General features: G+C 73.4%; 19 protein-coding genes, 1 pseudogene and 1 riboswitch. Of the genes and pseudogenes, 12 read left to right on the plus strand and 8 right to left on the minus strand.

Features of this window, described 5'->3' with window-relative positions:
• Positions 1-246 precede the first annotated feature (246 nt).
• The 10 genes from U6N30_RS16265 (at position 247) to U6N30_RS16310 (ending at position 6,953) form a co-directional block, all read left to right on the plus strand.
• Positions 247-876: a leucine-rich repeat domain-containing protein gene (locus tag U6N30_RS16265; protein WP_324278099.1), complete on the plus strand. Its 630-nt coding sequence runs from the start codon at positions 247-249 to the stop codon at positions 874-876.
• 248 nt (positions 877-1,124) lie between these two features.
• Positions 1,125-1,403 carry a hypothetical protein gene (locus U6N30_RS16270; protein WP_324278100.1) on the plus strand — a complete coding sequence of 93 codons (279 nt, stop codon included), beginning with the start codon at positions 1,125-1,127 and terminating at the stop codon, positions 1,401-1,403.
• Between the two features lie 97 nt (positions 1,404-1,500).
• Positions 1,501-2,391 (plus strand): Re/Si-specific NAD(P)(+) transhydrogenase subunit alpha, encoded by an 891-nt coding sequence (locus tag U6N30_RS16275; protein WP_324278101.1) that lies wholly within the window; start codon positions 1,501-1,503, stop codon positions 2,389-2,391.
• Between the two features lie 14 nt (positions 2,392-2,405).
• A complete protein-coding gene (locus U6N30_RS16280; RefSeq protein WP_324278102.1) occupies positions 2,406-2,654 on the plus strand; it encodes a proton-translocating transhydrogenase family protein in 249 nt (82 codons plus the stop codon).
• A 2-nt stretch (positions 2,655-2,656) separates the two neighbouring features.
• Positions 2,657-4,066 carry a Re/Si-specific NAD(P)(+) transhydrogenase subunit beta gene (gene pntB, locus U6N30_RS16285; protein WP_324278103.1) on the plus strand — a complete coding sequence of 470 codons (1,410 nt, stop codon included), beginning with the start codon at positions 2,657-2,659 and terminating at the stop codon, positions 4,064-4,066.
• A 246-nt stretch (positions 4,067-4,312) separates the two neighbouring features.
• Entirely contained in the window at positions 4,313-4,588 is a 276-nt protein-coding gene (locus U6N30_RS16290; protein WP_324278104.1) for an STAS domain-containing protein, read from the plus strand.
• Entirely contained in the window at positions 4,585-4,749 is a 165-nt protein-coding gene (locus U6N30_RS16295) for a hypothetical protein (RefSeq protein WP_324278105.1), read from the plus strand. The genes U6N30_RS16290 and U6N30_RS16295 overlap by 4 nt, the downstream gene beginning before the upstream one ends.
• On the plus strand, positions 4,710-5,528 hold the full coding sequence (locus U6N30_RS16300; protein ID WP_324278106.1) for a sensor histidine kinase: 819 nt from the start codon (positions 4,710-4,712) through the stop codon (positions 5,526-5,528). The genes U6N30_RS16295 and U6N30_RS16300 overlap by 40 nt, the downstream gene beginning before the upstream one ends.
• Positions 5,529-5,732: 204 nt before the next feature.
• Entirely contained in the window at positions 5,733-6,458 is a 726-nt protein-coding gene (locus tag U6N30_RS16305) for a GAF and ANTAR domain-containing protein (RefSeq protein ID WP_324278107.1), read from the plus strand.
• Positions 6,459-6,521: 63 nt separating this feature from the next.
• Entirely contained in the window at positions 6,522-6,953 is a 432-nt protein-coding gene (locus U6N30_RS16310) for a hypothetical protein (protein ID WP_324278108.1), read from the plus strand.
• On the opposite strand, the gene U6N30_RS16315 is transcribed toward U6N30_RS16310, so the two are convergent.
• On the minus strand, positions 6,950-7,174 hold the full coding sequence (locus U6N30_RS16315) for a hypothetical protein (protein ID WP_324278109.1): 225 nt from the start codon (positions 7,172-7,174) through the stop codon (positions 6,950-6,952). The genes U6N30_RS16310 and U6N30_RS16315 overlap by 4 nt on opposite strands.
• Positions 7,175-7,830: 656 nt before the next feature.
• Here U6N30_RS16315 and U6N30_RS33980 point away from each other — a divergent pair.
• Together U6N30_RS33980 and U6N30_RS16320 are read left to right on the plus strand one after the other, a co-directional pair.
• Positions 7,831-8,295 (plus strand): annotated as a pseudogene (locus U6N30_RS33980) (glycoside hydrolase family 3 N-terminal domain-containing protein); the annotation flags it as partial.
• 89 nt (positions 8,296-8,384) lie between these two features.
• Positions 8,385-8,735, plus strand: a complete 351-nt coding sequence (locus U6N30_RS16320) for a glycoside hydrolase family 3 N-terminal domain-containing protein (protein ID WP_324278110.1) — start codon at positions 8,385-8,387, stop codon at positions 8,733-8,735.
• Positions 8,736-8,886: 151 nt separating this feature from the next.
• Here the strand turns inward: U6N30_RS16320 and U6N30_RS16325 are convergent, their stop codons facing one another.
• The 7 genes from U6N30_RS16325 to U6N30_RS16355 form a co-directional block, all read right to left on the minus strand.
• Positions 8,887-9,582: an aggregation-promoting factor C-terminal-like domain-containing protein gene (locus tag U6N30_RS16325; protein ID WP_324278111.1), complete on the minus strand. Its 696-nt coding sequence runs from the start codon at positions 9,580-9,582 to the stop codon at positions 8,887-8,889.
• A gap of 289 nt (positions 9,583-9,871) precedes the next feature.
• Positions 9,872-10,018: riboswitch (cyclic di-AMP (ydaO/yuaA leader) on the minus strand.
• Positions 10,019-10,344: 326 nt separating this feature from the next.
• Positions 10,345-10,734, minus strand: coding sequence for a class I SAM-dependent methyltransferase (locus U6N30_RS16330; RefSeq protein ID WP_324273068.1), 390 nt, complete (start codon positions 10,732-10,734; stop codon positions 10,345-10,347).
• Between the two features lie 128 nt (positions 10,735-10,862).
• Positions 10,863-11,333, minus strand: a complete 471-nt coding sequence (locus tag U6N30_RS16335; RefSeq protein ID WP_324273069.1) for a GNAT family N-acetyltransferase — start codon at positions 11,331-11,333, stop codon at positions 10,863-10,865.
• Positions 11,334-11,377: 44 nt separating this feature from the next.
• Positions 11,378-11,809: a GNAT family N-acetyltransferase gene (locus tag U6N30_RS16340; RefSeq protein ID WP_324273070.1), complete on the minus strand. Its 432-nt coding sequence runs from the start codon at positions 11,807-11,809 to the stop codon at positions 11,378-11,380.
• A 91-nt stretch (positions 11,810-11,900) separates the two neighbouring features.
• A complete protein-coding gene (locus U6N30_RS16345) occupies positions 11,901-12,053 on the minus strand; it encodes a hypothetical protein (RefSeq protein ID WP_324273071.1) in 153 nt (50 codons plus the stop codon).
• Positions 12,050-12,745 (minus strand): SDR family NAD(P)-dependent oxidoreductase, encoded by a 696-nt coding sequence (locus tag U6N30_RS16350; protein ID WP_324273072.1) that lies wholly within the window; start codon positions 12,743-12,745, stop codon positions 12,050-12,052. The genes U6N30_RS16345 and U6N30_RS16350 overlap by 4 nt, the downstream gene beginning before the upstream one ends.
• Positions 12,745-14,259, minus strand: a complete 1,515-nt coding sequence (locus tag U6N30_RS16355; RefSeq protein ID WP_324273073.1) for a flavin-containing monooxygenase — start codon at positions 14,257-14,259, stop codon at positions 12,745-12,747. The genes U6N30_RS16350 and U6N30_RS16355 overlap by 1 nt, the downstream gene beginning before the upstream one ends.
• Positions 14,260-14,299: the final 40 nt, after the last annotated feature.

Consider the following 14,299-nt stretch of genomic DNA (forward strand, 5'->3'; position numbering starts at 1 on the left):
GCTGCTCAGGACGTCGCCAGGTGGTCGGCGTCGGCGGGGCCCGCCCGGTTCGCCCGGCCGGGTCCGGACGGACCTGGCCGAGCAGGACCGGAGCCCTGCTGAGGACTGGATCGGCGTGTGCACCCCTCTCCCTTCACCTGAACGTGCTCGACTCCCCCGATGGGGGAGCCGGCGTCCGAGGGTCGAGGCACGTCGGCGACGCGTCCCGCGGCACCCGAGCCGGCCGCCGGACCAGGAGGTACCGCCGTGTCCGCCGTTCCCGTGCGGCCCTCGCGCTGGTCCGCGGCCGCCGCCGTGCTGGCCCCGTCGGCCGAGCTGACGGCGCTGGACGACCTCGACGCCCCCGGCAACGAGATCGCCGACCTCGCGCCGCTGGCGTCCCTGGAGCGCCTCACCACGCTCACGCTGACCGACAACGCCGTCAGCGACCTGTCACCGCTGGCACTTCTCGAGCTGTTCGACCTCGGGCTGTCGCAGAACCCGGTCAGCGACCTCACCCCGCCCGCGGGGACGACGACGCTCCACGCGCTCGGACTGGCCGCCGCGCAGGTCACCGACATCGGCCCCCTCGCCGGGCACGACGCGCTCCGCGAGCTCGACCTCTCCGGCAACGCGATCAGCGACGTCGCGCCGCTGGCCGGGCTGCCCACCGTGGGCACCCTCCGGCTGGCGCGGAACCGGATCGTCGACGTCGGCGGCCTCGCCGACGCCCCGCTGCTGCAGGAACTCCAGCTCGCCCACCCGCTGACCGATCTGACACCGCTGCTGCGGACCCGCTCGCTGGTGAACCTCGAGCTCGACGAGACCGACGGGACACGGCTCACCGGCATCGCGGAGCTGCGGGCCGCCGGGGTGCACGTCAACGGCCTCGCGTGAGCCCGAGGTCACCCGGTCAGGTGGGTACCGCAGCCCGGACCGGGCGAGCCGGACAGCAGACGATGTGGAACCTGTCACTTCCCCGGACCCTGGAGGAGGGTTCGGCCGTTGGCCCGGCATGATCCCCCAGGATCGACCGATCCACCGGCACAGCACCGAGGACGACGGCACCGAGCACGACCGCACTGCGTACGACAGCCACCGAGGGCAGGCGACGGAGCCTCCCCGGCGACGAATGGAGCGCCACGTTGCGAATCGGAGTTCCGCGGGAGACCCGCGCCCGTGAGACACGGGTGGCCGCCACGCCGGCCACCGTCGCCAAGCTGCGGGCCCTCGGCTACGACGTCGTCGTGGAGGCCGACGCCGGCGCGGCCGCGAGCTTCCCGGACGAGGCGTACGCGGACTCCGGGGCCACCGTCGGAACGGCGGACGACGCGTGGCAGGCCGACGTCGTGCTGCGGGTCAACGCCCCGGCCGCCGAGGAGATCCCCGCCTGCGGGACGGTGCGACGCTGGTCAGCCTGTTGAGCCCGGGGCTGAACCCCGACCTGGTCGACGCCCTGACCGCCCGCCCGATCACCGTGCTGGCGGTGGACGCGGTCCCCGCATCTCGCGCGCCCAGTCGATGGACGTGCTCAGCTCGATGGCCAACATCGCCGGCTATCGGGCGGTCATCGAGGCGGCGCACACCTTCGGCCGGTTCTTCACCGGCCAGGTCACCGCGGCCGGCAAGGTGCCACCGGCCAAGGTGCTCGTCGTCGGGGCCGGTGTCGCCGGGCTGGCCGCGATCGGCGCGGCCAGCAGCCTGGGCGCGATCGTGCGTGCCTCCGACGTCCGGCCCGAGGTGGCCGAGCAGGTGCGCTCGCTGGGCGGGGAGTACGTCGCCGTCCCGGACGCCGAGGAGCAGGTGAGCGCCGACGGCTACGCGCGGGAGATGTCCGAGGACTTCAACCGCCGGGCCGCGCAGATGTACGCCGAGCAGGCGGGCGACGTCGACATCATCATCACCACCGCACTGATCCCCGGGCGGCCGGCGCCGCGGCTGATCACCGAGGAGATGGTCGCCTCGATGAAGTCCGGCAGCGTGATCGTCGACATGGCCGCCGCCCAGGGCGGCAACGTGGCCGGCTCCGTCGCCGACGAGATCGTGGTGACCGGCAACGGTGTCTCGATCATCGGCTACACCGACCTGCCCGGCCGGTTGCCGGCCCAGGCCTCCCAGCTCTACGGCCAGAACCTGGTCAGCCTGCTCACCCTGCTGACGCCGGGCAAGGACGGCGAGCTGGTCCTCGACTTCGACGACGTCGTCCAGCGGGCGATCACCGTCGTACGGAACGGCGAGAAGACCTGGCCACCGCCGCCGGTGCAGGTCTCGGCCGCGCCGACCCCGGTTGCCGCGGCGCCGGTGGAACCCGCGCCACCACCGAAGCCACCCGCACCGGGCCGGACGTTCGCGCTGGTCGGGCTGGGTGCCGCGGTGCTGTTCGGGATCACCGCCTTCTCCCCAACGAGCTGATCCAGCACTTCACCGTGTTCGCCCTGGCCGTCGTGGTCGGCTTCTACGTGATCGGGCACGTGCACCACGCCCTGCACACGCCGCTCATGTCGGTGACCAACGCGATCTCCGGGATCATCGTCGTCGGCGCCCTGCTGCAGATCGGCCACGGCGACGCCGTGGTCACCACACTGGCCTTCATCGCGATCCTCGTGGCCAGCATCAACGTCTTCGGCGGCTTCGCCGTGACCCGCCGCATGCTCGGCATGTTCACGAGAGGCTGACGATGACCGCCACCACCGCCGCGTCGGCGGCCTACATCGTCGCGGCCCTGCTCTTCATCCTGAGCCTGGCCGGGCTGTCCAAGCACGAGACGGCCAAGTCCGGCATCGTCTACGGCATCGCCGGCATGGCCATCGCGCTCGCCGCGACGGTCGGGCTGGCCTCCCGGAGCCTGAGCGCCTCCGGCCTGACCCTGATGCTCGTGGCGGTGGCGGTCGGCGCCGTGATCGGCCTGTGGCGGGCTCGCCAGGTGCAGATGACGGGCATGCCCGAGCTGATCGCCCTGCTGCACAGCTTCGTGGGCCTGGCCGCCGTGCTGGTCGGCTGGAACGGCTACCTGTCGGTGGAGGGGAACCTCGACGAGCAGACCGAGGTCGCCCCGGACCTGCTCGGCATCCACTCCGCCGAGGTCTCGATCGGGGTCTTCATCGGCGCGGTCACCTTCACCGGCTCCATCGTGGCGTTCCTGAAGCTGTCCGGCCGGGTCAAGAGCAACCCGCTGATGCTGCCGGCGCACAACCTGCTCAACCTCGGCGCGCTGGTGGCGTTCGTCGCGCTCACCGTCGTGTTCGTTCTCGAGCCGAACCTGCTGGTGCTGGCGGTCGTCACGGTCATCGCCCTCGCCCTGGGCTGGCACCTGGTGGCCTCGATCGGCGGCGGCGACATGCCCGTCGTCGTGTCCATGCTCAACAGCTACTCGGGCTGGGCCGCGGCCGCGTCGGGCTTCCTGCTGGGCAACGACCTGTTGATCGTCACCGGGGCCCTGGTCGGCTCCTCGGGTGCCTACCTCTCCTACATCATGTGCAAGGCGATGAACCGCTCGTTCATCTCGGTGATCGCCGGCGGGTTTGGCAACGAGGGCAGCGTCTCCGCCGACGACCGCGACTACGGCGAGCACACCGAGATCTCCGCCGAGGACACCGCCGACCTCCTGCGCGAGGCGAAGTCCGTCGTCATCACCCCCGGGTACGGCATGGCGGTCGCCCAGGCACAGGGCGCCGTCGCCGAGCTCACCCGGAAGCTGCGGGCCAAGGACGTCGACGTCCGGTTCGGCATCCACCCGGTGGCCGGGCGCCTGCCCGGGCACATGAACGTGCTGCTGGCCGAGGCGAAGGTGCCCTACGACGTCGTCCTCGAGATGGACGAGATCAACGACGACTTCGCCGACACCGACGTCGTGCTGGTCATCGGCGCCAACGACACCGTCAACCCGGCCGCCACCGACGACCCGGGCAGCCCCATCGCCGGCATGCCGGTGCTCACGGTGTGGGAGGCCGGTCACGTCGTCGTCTTCAAGCGGTCGATGAACACCGGCTACGCCGGCGTGCAGAACCCGCTGTTCTTCCGGGAGAACAGCCGGATGCTGTTCGGCGACGCGCGAGAACGGGTCGAGGACATCCTGCGGGCCCTCTGACCAGCCTGTGCGCCGGCTGTGAGGTGTCCGTCGGCCCTGTCTTCTGTCGGTGAACCGGCCTACGGTGAGTAGGTGGGCGCACACGGAACATCGACCGGGATTCCGTCTGCGGGCACGTCCGGCCACCGCTCCCCGGCGCACGACCCGATCGAGCGACACGACGACCGTTCCGCGTGGGCGCACCCGCCGGCGCTCTCGGACACGGGCCTTCCGCCCTTCCAGCTGTTCGTCGACGGGGGCCGCGTCGTGCTCACCGGGAGCATCGACACCTTCGCCGCCGACCGGCTCGGCCGGGTGCTCGTGTCGTCGCCGGTGCAGGGTCCGGACGCGGTGCTGGACGTCGCACAGGTCGACTTCGTCGACGTCGCCGGCGCCCGGGCCATCGCCCGATGGGCGCAGGAGCTCCGCGCACGCTCCACCGTGCTCGTGGTGCAGGGAGCGTCACCGCTGCTCCGACGGATGTGGCGGGTGCTCGCGCTCGACCGGCTGGCGCCGGTCCGGTTCACCGAGGCGGCCGCGTGACCGCCGTCCTGGGTGAGCCGGCGACCGGCTTCCAGCACGAAGCGCTGTTCTACCGCGGGGACGACGACTTCCTCGCCGGCCTCCTGCCGTTCGTGCGCGAGGACTCGCCCTCGGGGAGTCGGTGGTCGTCGCCCTGCCCCGGCCACGTCTGGATCTGCTGACGAACGCGCTCGGCGAGGACGCCGCGTCCGTGGAGTTCCTCGACATGGCCGAGGTCGGACGCAACCCGGCCGGGATCATCGCGGTCTGGGACCGGATCCTGACCGAGCACACCGCCGCCGGACGGCGGCTGCGCGGTGTCGGTGAGCCCGCCTACGTGGGCCGGCGCACCGTGGAGCTCGCGGAGTGCCGGCTGCACGAGTTGCTGCTCGACCAGGCCTTCGACGGCGGACCGGCGTGGCGGCTCCTCTGCCCCTATGACGAGGCGCACCTGCCCCGTGCGGTCACCCGCGGCGCGCTGCAGACCCACCCCGTCCGGTCGACGGCCACCGGGCGCCGGCCCAGCGAGGAGTACGCCCCGGACGAGGCGGACGTCATGTTCCGGGCCCAGCTGCCCCGCCCCACCGACGCCGTGCTGCGCGGGATCTACGGGCCGGGCGACGTGCCGGCCACGCGCCGGACGGTCGCCCAGTACGCCCGCACCGTCGGGCTGCCGGAGGAGAAGGTGGAGGTGCTCGAGCTCGCCGCCTCGGAGCTGGCCACGAACAGCGTCGTGCACGGCGGCGGCAGGGGCACGGTCGCGATGTGGGTGGAGCCGGGCGCGGCCGTGGTGGAGTTCAGCGACACGGGACAGGTGAAGGACCCGCTGGTCGGCCGGCTCATGCCGTCGCCGGAGCAGGAGGGCGGCCGCGGCGTCTTCCTGGTCAACCAGCTCTGCGACCTCGTGCAGCTGCGTTCCTCGGAGCAGGGCACCACGGTCCGGATCACCACCTGGCTCTGACCGCCAAGGTCAGCGGGGCGCGGACGTCCGGGCCGCCTCCCGTCCGGCGTGCGCGCCGGTGACTATGCTTCTCCGCGGAGTGCGTCACACAGCCGGCGCGCGACCGGGGTTTCCGCCCCGCCTCGACCAGACCCTGGAAGCCACGGGGTCCGGTGCCTGACCGCCGGCATGTTCGTCCGGTGCTACCCACACGGAGAACCACGCGTGACCCGCCCCCAGAACGACCCTTCGGCGGCCGCCGTCCAGTCGGCCTTCGACGAGCTCGGGCGACTGTCCTTCGCCGACCACTCCCTCGAGTCGGTGCTGCACACGGTGACCGCCCTGGCCGGCCGGGTCCTGCCGGGCGAGCCGGTCACCTCGGTGACGATCCTCCGCGAGCGCGGGCCCGCCACCGTCGCCGCCAGCGGGCAGCTGGCCGACGACCTGGACCAGACGCAGTACCGCCTGGGAGACGGCCCCTGCATGACCGCCGCACGCACCGGGCAGCTCACCGAGATCCCCGACACCCGGGCGGCGACGCAGTGGCCGGAGGTCGCCGCCGAGGCCGCCGAGCGCGGCTGCGACACGGTCCTGTCGGTCCCGCTCCCGGTTCAGGAACGGGTGCGAGGCGCCCTCAACGTGTACGCGCGGGCGTCGTCGGCCCCGGTGGACCGGACCCGCGAGCTGGTGGCTCGGTTCGCCACCTACGCCGTCGTCCCGGTCTCGAACATGTACCTGTACGAGATCGCCGTCGAGCGGGCCGAGCACCTGCAGGCCGCGCTGGACTCGCGGGCGGTGATCGACCAGGCCAAGGGCATTCTCATTGAGCGGTTCAAGCTGACCGCGGACCAGGCGTTCCAGGCGCTGGCGCGCATCTCGATGGAGACCAACACCAAGGTCCGCGACGTCGCCGAGCGGTTCGTCGAGTCCGGGGAGTTCCCGTCCGGGTGACCGGCCGCGACGACCGGAGCCGTGGGGTTGCGTCGCGGACCACCGTCACGGACGGTTGCTGACGTGGATCCCTTCCGCGGGCTCGGGATGCCCCGCATCCCCGGGCTCAGCGAGCTCCTTGCCCTGCTGCAGACCCAGACCGAAGCGCTGGCCCAGCTGCCCCGCACGCTCAGCGACCTCAACGGCACGGTGAAGGAACTGACCGAGGCGACGACGATGGCGCACGCGACGATCGCCTCCGCGCAGCGGATCGCCGAGCGCCTCGAGGACCTCGTGGACGAGCTGGAGGAGCCGGTGCGCGCGCTGAGGCCCGGCATCGAGCGGGTGGGCCGGGTGCTGGACGACCCGGTGGTCGACACCGTCCCCGACACGCTGCGGCGCATCCAGGAGGATCTGGTGCCGCTGATCCACGGGCTGCGGGTCGCGCAGGACCGGGTCGGCTCGGTGACCGGCCTGCTGCGCCGCAGGCCCCGGGAGGGCGACGACGGCCTTTAGGCCTCCGGCGGCTTGCCACTGTCGCCGGCGGGCCGGACGAAGTCACCGACGGCCTTCTCCAGCTGGGCCCAGGTCGCGCTCCACTCCTCGAGCGGGTCGAGGATCCGTTCGAAGACGGCCAGCTGCTGGTCGAAGGCGTCCAGCTGCGCCCGCATCGCGGCGATGGACTGCCGCTGCGCCCTGACCGTCGTGGCGACCGCCCCGACCTGGGCTGCCGACATCGCGCCCGGAGGGCTGGGGAGTGCCGGCAGGTGCAGCCTCGACGGGACGGCGCCGGCGAGGACCGGGCGCGGTCGGTGAACCCTCGCAGCTGGCCCACGAACTCGTCGATGGACCGCCCGACCAGCTTGCCGGTCGCGGTCTGGGGCTCTGGTTGCTCCTGCTCGCCACCCATGCCCCGACCGTATTACTCCCCGCCAGGGAGGGCGAGCATGACACCGGCGACGTGCGCGCGCTCAGCGGCCGCCAGGCGGCCGCCGCTCCGACGCGCGGTCTCGCCGGTGCCGCGCCCGGATCACGGGCCGCTCTCCGATGAGCCGGTTGATCGTCGTCAGCATCCGGGCAGACTGGGCTGGACACCCCGAGCGGTTCCGACAGGAGGCCAGGACGTCCATGCTCCGACGAACGTGGCCGGCCGTCCTCGCTGCGCTCCTCGTCCTGGTGGCCGGCTGCTCGTCGGAGCGACCGGCGACGTCGCAGGACACGACGACACCGACGGCGAGCACGGCACCGCCCAGCGAGCCATCGGCGGAGGAGCAGCGGGTCGAGGCGGCCCTCGCGGGGCTCGACCGGCGCGCTCAGGTGGCCCAGCTGTTCGTGGCCGGCGTGCCGCTGGACGACCTCGACACCGGCGAGGCCGTCGCGCAGCAGGGCGTGGGTGGGCTGTTCCTCGCCGGCCGGTCGCAGGCACCGGCGGACGAGCTCGCCGCGACCGCCGCGCGCTGGCAGTCCGTCTCCCCGGGCCGGACCTCTGGGTGGCCGTCGACCAGGAGGGCGGCGCCGTCCAGTCCCTCAAGGGCCCGGGGTTCGAGCGGCTCCCGTCCGCGCAGGCGCAGGGAGCCCTGCCCCCGCCCAGCTGGCGGCCCTCGCCGCCGACATCGGGGCCTCGCTGTCTGCCGCGGGCGTCAACCTCAACCTCGCGCCGGTCGCCGACGTCGTCCCGGCCGGCACCGAGGCGGCCAACGAGCCCATCGGCGCCTTCGACCGCCAGTACGGCAGCACCCCCGAGGCCGCCGCGCCGGTGGTCGCCGCCGTCGTCGACGCGCTGGCCCGGGCGGGGGTGACCGCGACCCTCAAGCACTTCCCCGGCCTCGGCCTCGTGCAGCAGAACACCGACACCACCGCGGACGTGACCGATGCCGCGACCGGTGCCGACGACGCCCAGGTGACGCTCTTCGGCGAGCTGGCGCGCTCCCCGCCGACCCCTTCGTCATGGTCTCGTCAGCGACCTACCCCAAGATCGACCCGTCCGCGCAGGCTGCGTTCTCGCCGGTCGTCGTCACCGGACTGCTCCGCGAGCGGCTCGGCTTCGACGGCGTGGTCATCTCCGACGACCTGGGCAACGCCCGCGCCGTCCTCGACCTCCCGCCGGGCGAGCGCGCCGTCCGCTTCCTGGCCGCCGGCGGCACCCTGGTGCTCACCGTGGACCCGGACCTCGTGCCGGAGATGATCGACGCCGTCCTCGAGCGCGACCGCAGCGACCCGGCGTTCGCCGCCACCGTGGACGCCGCGGTGCGCACCGCCCTGATCGCCAAGGACGGCGCCGGGCTCCTGCCGGACTGAACTCAGCCGACCAGCTCCGCAGCCGCCCGGCGTTCCTGGACGGCGTGCCCGGTGGGTGGAGGACGCCGTCCCGGTGGTCGTAGCTCCACCCCGACGTCCCGGTGTGCACCGCCACGGGCGTCCCACCCGCCGCCACGGCTGGATCAGGTGCTCAGTACCAGCCCTTGGACTGCGAGTGGCTCCAGGCGCCGCACGGGGAGCCGAAGCGGTTCTCGATGTAGATGAGCCCGGCGTCGATCTGGCGGTAGCCGTCCGACGTCTTGGCGATCCCGGTGCCGGCCCACGTGGAATCCAGGAACTGCGCGATCCCGTAGGCGGTGCTGGTCGGGTTCTGCGCGTTGGGGTTCCAGCCGCTCTCCTTGCCCCAGAGGTTCTCCAGGCAGGTGAACTCGCTCGCGCTGCCGACCTTGCCCATCGCGTACTCCTTGTAGGAGCCGGCAGGGGCAGTGGGCGCGGACGTGCCCTGACCCGGACGGGCCGCGGCAGCTGCGGCCTCGGCGGCACGGGCCGCCTCGACGCGGGCGGCCTCCTCGGCGGCGACGCGGGCAGCTTCCTCGGCCGCGACGCGGGCGGCCTCCTCGGCGGCGAGACGATCGGCCTCGGCCTGGTCGGCGGCGGCCTGGACCGCCGCGGCCTCCGCACGCTCGGCGTCGCGCTCGCTGCGGCTGGCGGCGAGCTGCTCCAGCGGGGCCAGGAGCTCGTCGGCGGTCACCGGGGCCGCCTCGGCGCTGATGCCGAGCTGCTCGGCGACGCTCACCGACTGCAGCTGCGCGGCCTCGGCGGGCGGCTCGCCGGCGGTGACGACGCCGACGAGCACAGCGCCGGCGGCGGCGGTCGCGAGGTACATCGCCGGACGACGGCCGGCGAGGGCGGGCGGTGTCCACGACGGGTGGCTCGGCCGTGCGAGGACGTGAGGGTGCGCAGGTTCATGAGGTGCGTGTGCTCCGGATGACAGGACGCGGCGGACCTGCGGCGCACGAGGCGCGGGCGATCCACCACTGGGGGTCGAGGGCAGCACCGCGGGCTGGACGCCCGGCGGAACACCGGTCAGCGAGGCGGGCCCGCGGAACGGTGCATGTGGACTGCTGCGTGCGCGGCGCGCCGAGGGCGCACCAGGCTGCGGCTCTCCGTTCGTCGGTTCCTTCCGTGGCCGCCTACCGAGTTAGCTGACGGATTCGGGCGGGAAGCGGCCCTACCCGCCCCGAGCGGAGCTCGGAGCAGGATTCACCCCAGTACTGCGGTGGGTCCCCGGCTCGCCCGCGACCGGTTGGCCTCGGGCGACTCGGCGGCGTCCGGCGCGGCCACCCCGGGTGGGGCGGAAACGTCCGGCCGGACCGGGCCAACGTAGCCGCCGTTACCGTTACGTGACAATCCCATGGCGGGAATCGGCGGCGTGATGCATCTCGCGGCGGCGGCTCACGGCAGCCGCCACACGGTGGTCCGCCGGACCTGGGTGGGCTGGTGGGGCGATGACTCGGTGTCGGTGACGTCGAAGGTCGCCACCGCCGCGAGCCGGTCCGTCGGCACGTACGGCCGCCCGGGATCCCCAGGTAGACCTCGGCGCCCCGCGCGCGGGCGGCCTCGAGCCAGGGCAGCACCCGCTCGCTCATCACGCGGTCGTAGCAGACGTCACCGGCCAGGACGACGTCGACGGCGGGCGGCTCCTCCCCAGGACGTCACCGACGACGTCGATCGGGCCGACACCGTTCGCCTCCGCGTTGACCGGCACCGCGGCGTGCGAGAACGGATCGATGTCGCTGGCGACCACCCGCCCGGCCCCCGCGAGCGCCGCCGCCACCGCCACCAGACCGCTGCCCGCGCCGAGATCCAGCACCGACCGCCCGCGTACGACCGACGGGGTGTCGAGGACATGGCGAGCGAGCGCCTGACCGCCGGGCCAGGCCGCCGCCCAGAACGGCGGGTCGGTCGGCGCCACGCCGCGCTCGGTCTCGATCGCCTCCCACAGGGCCACCACGTCCGCGGCGACGTGCAGGGTCACCTCGGGGACCAGGGACGGACGGGCGGGCCGGGTGTGGTCGCGGACGAAGGTCGGGGAGACGGACCCCGGGGGAACGGGACGATCGGCCGGCACCCGGCCAGTCAACCCGACCGTCGGCCCGTCCGGAGTCAGAGGTGGGTCGACCAGGACGACAGCTGACCCGCCGGCCGGAATCCCAGCGACTCGTTGACGGCCACCATCGGCCGGTTGGCGTCGGAGTTGTAGGTGCTGATCCGGCGTACCTGCGGGAAGGCCGCGACCAGCTCGCGCAGCACCGCCACCTTCATCCGGGCACCCAGCCGATGCCCGCGGTGCTCGCGCAGGACGAGCGTGCCGCCCTGGTGGGCACGCTCCGGGGCGGCGAGCGTCACCTGCAGGTCGGTGAACCCCACCAGCCTTCCCTCGCGGACGGCGCCGGCGGACAGGACAGTGCGGCCGCGCGCGACGTGCAGGGCCTCGTACTCGCGGATCCGGGCGCCGTCCCACTGCTCCTCGGCGACGGGCAGGTCGCCGTGCGGCGCGTCGGTCGTCATGCGCTGTTCGAGCAGCGCCCGGTCGGCCAGGAGAGCCTCCGGCGTCCGGTCGCGCCAGGTGAGCACCTCGTAGCCGGCTCCGGCGCTTTCGGCCTCCGCCTCGACGGCAGTCAGCCGCGCCGCGTCCGGGGGAGGACCAGGTCGCGGCGGGTCTCCACGAGGTCGCACGTCCAGCCGTGCCGCAGCGCGAAGCCGCGCCCGGGCGCCCCGGGCGCCGGCTCGTCGACCTCGGCGATGAGCTCCGTCCGCCCCGACCGGGCAGCCAGTGCGGTCCCCGCCTCCAGTAGCGTCGTCCCGACGCCCCGGCGTCGGTGCGCGGGGTGCACCGCGACGTCGAGGACCGCGAGCGTCCGGTCGCCGCGCTGCGGCAGGATGAGCCGCAGCGCCCCGACGACGGCCCCGCCGACGACGGCGGCCCGGTGCGTGCCGCCGCGGGAGCCGCCCGGCGCGACCAGCTCCCGCCCGAGCGCAACGTGGTCCGCCGCCGCGCGGGCGGCTCGTCCGGGCGGTCGGTGCGCTGCCCGGCCGCCCAGACCTCGCACCAGTCGGCGAAGAGGGCGTCGTCGGGAGCGAGTTCGACCAGGCGGGGCAGCACTCTTGAAGTTCTACTGCCCCGCACAACCGGACTTCCGGCTACCGCGCGGCCGGCGGCTTCGCCGGAGCCGCCCCACGGGCGATGAGCTTCCAGTAGCTGCCCGGCGTCAGGCGGACGAGCACGTCGGGAACCTTCGCGCTCCAGCCGATGAGCAGCCGTGGACGGCGTTTCTCGACAGCCGCCATGATCATGGCCGCGGCCTTCTCGGGGGCATGGTCAGCAGCTTGGCGAACTGCTTGCGACCCACCTCGTACTCCTCGGCCGAGACGCCGGAGCCGGTGCGTGCGCTCTCGGCGATCCGCGTCTTGATCCCACCGGGGTGCACCACGGTCACCCCGACCGCGTTCTCCGCGAGCTCGTGCCGCACGGCCTCGGAGAACCCGCGGACGGCGAACTTGCTGGCCGAGTAGGCGGCCTGACCGGCGGGCGCGAAGATGCCGAAGACGCTGGAGACGTTCACCAGGTGCGCGCCGGGGTGGGCCTTGAGCGCCGGGAGGAGCGCATGGGTCAGCCGGACGACGGCCCGGAAGTTGACCGCCATCACCCAGTCGAACTCCTCTAGGGTCACCTGGTCGAAGCGCCCGCCGAGGGCGACCCCCGCGTTGTTGACCAGGAGGTCCGTCTCCGGGTGCTCGGCGGCCAGGGTGGCCGCCAGGGCGTCGGTCTGGTCGTCGTCGGAGAGATCGGCGACGTGGGTGGCGAGCGTCAGCGCCGGATGGGCGGCCCGGATGCGGTCGGCGACGTCGCCCAGCCGGTCCTCGTCCCGGTCGACGAGCACCAGGGAGCTGCCCCGCGCGGCCAGCTGGACAGCGAGCGCCTCTCCGATGCCGCTGGCTGCCCCGGTGACGACGGCGGTGCCGCCGGCGAACTGGTACGGGCCCATCAGGCGACCGCCTTCTCCGTGGTGGTGGCGGGCACGCGCCGCTGGAACGTCATGCCCTCGTCCTCCAGCGAACCCCGCCGCAGAAGCCCCACGTCGCGGATGTAGTTCTGGTGCAGCTTCCAGGGCTTGCGCCGGCCCTGCTTGGGCAGGTCGGCGAGGCTGCGCTGGACGTAGCCCGACGCGAGGTCGAGGAACGGCTGGTCGGCGCCCTCCGGCGGCGCGAGGGGCGTGGCCGAGACGTAGCCCCGGGCGCCGAGGTGGTTGATCAACCGGCAGACGTAGCGGTTGACCAGGTCCGCCTTGAGCGTCCACGAGGCGTTCGTGTAGCCGATGACCATCGAGAAGTTGGGGACGCCGGACAGCATCATCCCCTTGTACGAGACCGTCTCCGACAGCTCGACCGGCCGCCCGTCGACGGCCAGGGTCATGCCGCCCATGGCGAGCAGGTTGAGGCCGGTGGCGGTGACGATCACGTCGGCGTCGAGGTGCTCGCCGGACTCCAGCTGCACGCCCTTCTCGGTGAAGGTCGCGATCCGGCCGGTGGCGATGGCGGCCTGCCCGCGGCGCAGGGCCCGGAACAGGTCGCCGTCGGGCACCAGGCACAGCCGCTGGTCCCACGGGTCGTACGGCGGGTTGAAGTGCGTGTCGACGTCGACGTCCGGCACCTGCTTCTGGGTCAGGCGGCGGAGCAGCGTGCGGGCGGCGGCCGGCCAGCGCTGGCTGAACTGGTAGAAGGCCGTGGAGACCAGCACGTTCTTCCACCGCACGATCGGATAGGCCAGCGTCGGCGGCAGCAAGCTGTGCAGGAACCGCGCCAGCGGGTCCCGCCCGGGCAGCGACATGACGTAGCTCGGCGTCCGCTGCAGCATGGTCACGTGCTCGGCCGCGTCCGCCAGGTTGGGCACCAGGGTGACGGCCGTGGCGCCACTGCCGATGACGACGATCCGCTTGCCGGTCGCGTCGAAGTCCTCGGGCCAGTGCTGCGGATGGATCTGCTCACCGGCGAAGCGCTCCTCGCCCGGGAAGTCCGGCCGGAAGCCCTCGTCGTAGCGGTAGTAGCCGGAGCAGGCCGAGAGCCAGGAGCAGGTGAGCTGCACCGTCTCGCCGGTGTCCGTGCGGCGGGCCGTCACCGCCCACCGGGCCTCGTCGGTCGACCACTCGGCGGAGAGGACCTGGTGGTGGAAGCGGATCTTCTCCTCGACGCCGTACTCGCGCGCGGTGTCCCGGATGTAGGTGCGGATGTCCGCGCCGTCGGCGATGGCCTGGGAGTCCTGCCACGGTCGGAAGGCGTAGCCGAGGGTGAACATGTCCGAGTCCGACCGGATCCCGGGGTAGCGGAACAGGTCCCAGGTACCGCCGATCGCCCCGCGCGACTCGAGGACCGCGTACGTCCTGTCCGGGCACTCCTCCTGCAGGTGGCAGGCGGCGCCGATGCCGGACAGGCCGGCGCCGACGACGAGGACGTCGACGTGCTCGGGCGCTGGGTGCTCGATCGTGCGGTGCTCCGCTGCCATGCATGCACTCCTGGGTCCGGGCCGGCCGCGACCGGCGAGG

The sequence above is a fragment of the Blastococcus brunescens genome (genome assembly GCF_035320885.1).
GTDB lineage: Bacteria > Actinomycetota > Actinomycetes > Mycobacteriales > Geodermatophilaceae > Blastococcus_B > Blastococcus_B brunescens.

Excerpts from the sequence above, each read along its gene's own strand:
- U6N30_RS16275 (WP_324278101.1), top strand. The coding sequence starts at position 1,501 with ATGGACGTGCTCAGCTCGATGGCCAACATCGCCGGCTATCGGGCGGTC.
- pntB (WP_324278103.1), top strand. The coding sequence starts at position 2,657 with ATGACCGCCACCACCGCCGCGTCGGCGGCCTACATCGTCGCGGCCCTG.
- U6N30_RS16315 (WP_324278109.1), bottom strand. The coding sequence starts at position 7,174 with ATGTCGGCAGCCCAGGTCGGGGCGGTCGCCACGACGGTCAGGGCGCAG.
- U6N30_RS16320 (WP_324278110.1), top strand. The coding sequence starts at position 8,385 with ATGGTCTCGTCAGCGACCTACCCCAAGATCGACCCGTCCGCGCAGGCT.
- U6N30_RS16325 (WP_324278111.1), bottom strand. The coding sequence starts at position 9,582 with ATGTACCTCGCGACCGCCGCCGCCGGCGCTGTGCTCGTCGGCGTCGTC.
- U6N30_RS16345 (WP_324273071.1), bottom strand. The coding sequence starts at position 12,053 with ATGATCATGGCGGCTGTCGAGAAACGCCGTCCACGGCTGCTCATCGGC.
- U6N30_RS16350 (WP_324273072.1), bottom strand. The coding sequence starts at position 12,745 with ATGGGCCCGTACCAGTTCGCCGGCGGCACCGCCGTCGTCACCGGGGCA.
- U6N30_RS16355 (WP_324273073.1), bottom strand. The coding sequence starts at position 14,259 with ATGGCAGCGGAGCACCGCACGATCGAGCACCCAGCGCCCGAGCACGTC.